Annotated in this window: 1 protein-coding gene; it reads left to right on the plus strand. The window is 62.9% G+C overall.

The window, feature by feature from the left end:
• Nucleotides 1–240: chorismate synthase (locus RVY79_RS21360; protein ID WP_317466627.1), on the plus strand; the 240-nt coding region annotated here is incomplete at both ends.

Raw genomic sequence — 240 nt, forward strand, 5'->3', positions numbered from 1 at the left:
TCACGCAACGTAAGGAAGAAGACCTCGTCGAGATTCTTTCCGGCGTGTACGAGGGCAAGACCACCGGCACGCCCATCTGCCTGCTGATCCGTAACACCGACCAGCGCAGCAAGGACTACAGCAACATCGTCGAGACCTTCCGCCCTGGCCACGCCGATTACACCTACTGGCACAAGTACGGTGTCCGCGACCCGCGTGGAGGCGGCCGTTCTTCGGCACGGCTGACGGCACCCACGGTGG

This window comes from Chromohalobacter sp. HP20-39 (assembly GCF_033052815.1).
In the GTDB taxonomy this organism is placed as follows: Bacteria; Pseudomonadota; Gammaproteobacteria; order Pseudomonadales; family Halomonadaceae; genus Chromohalobacter.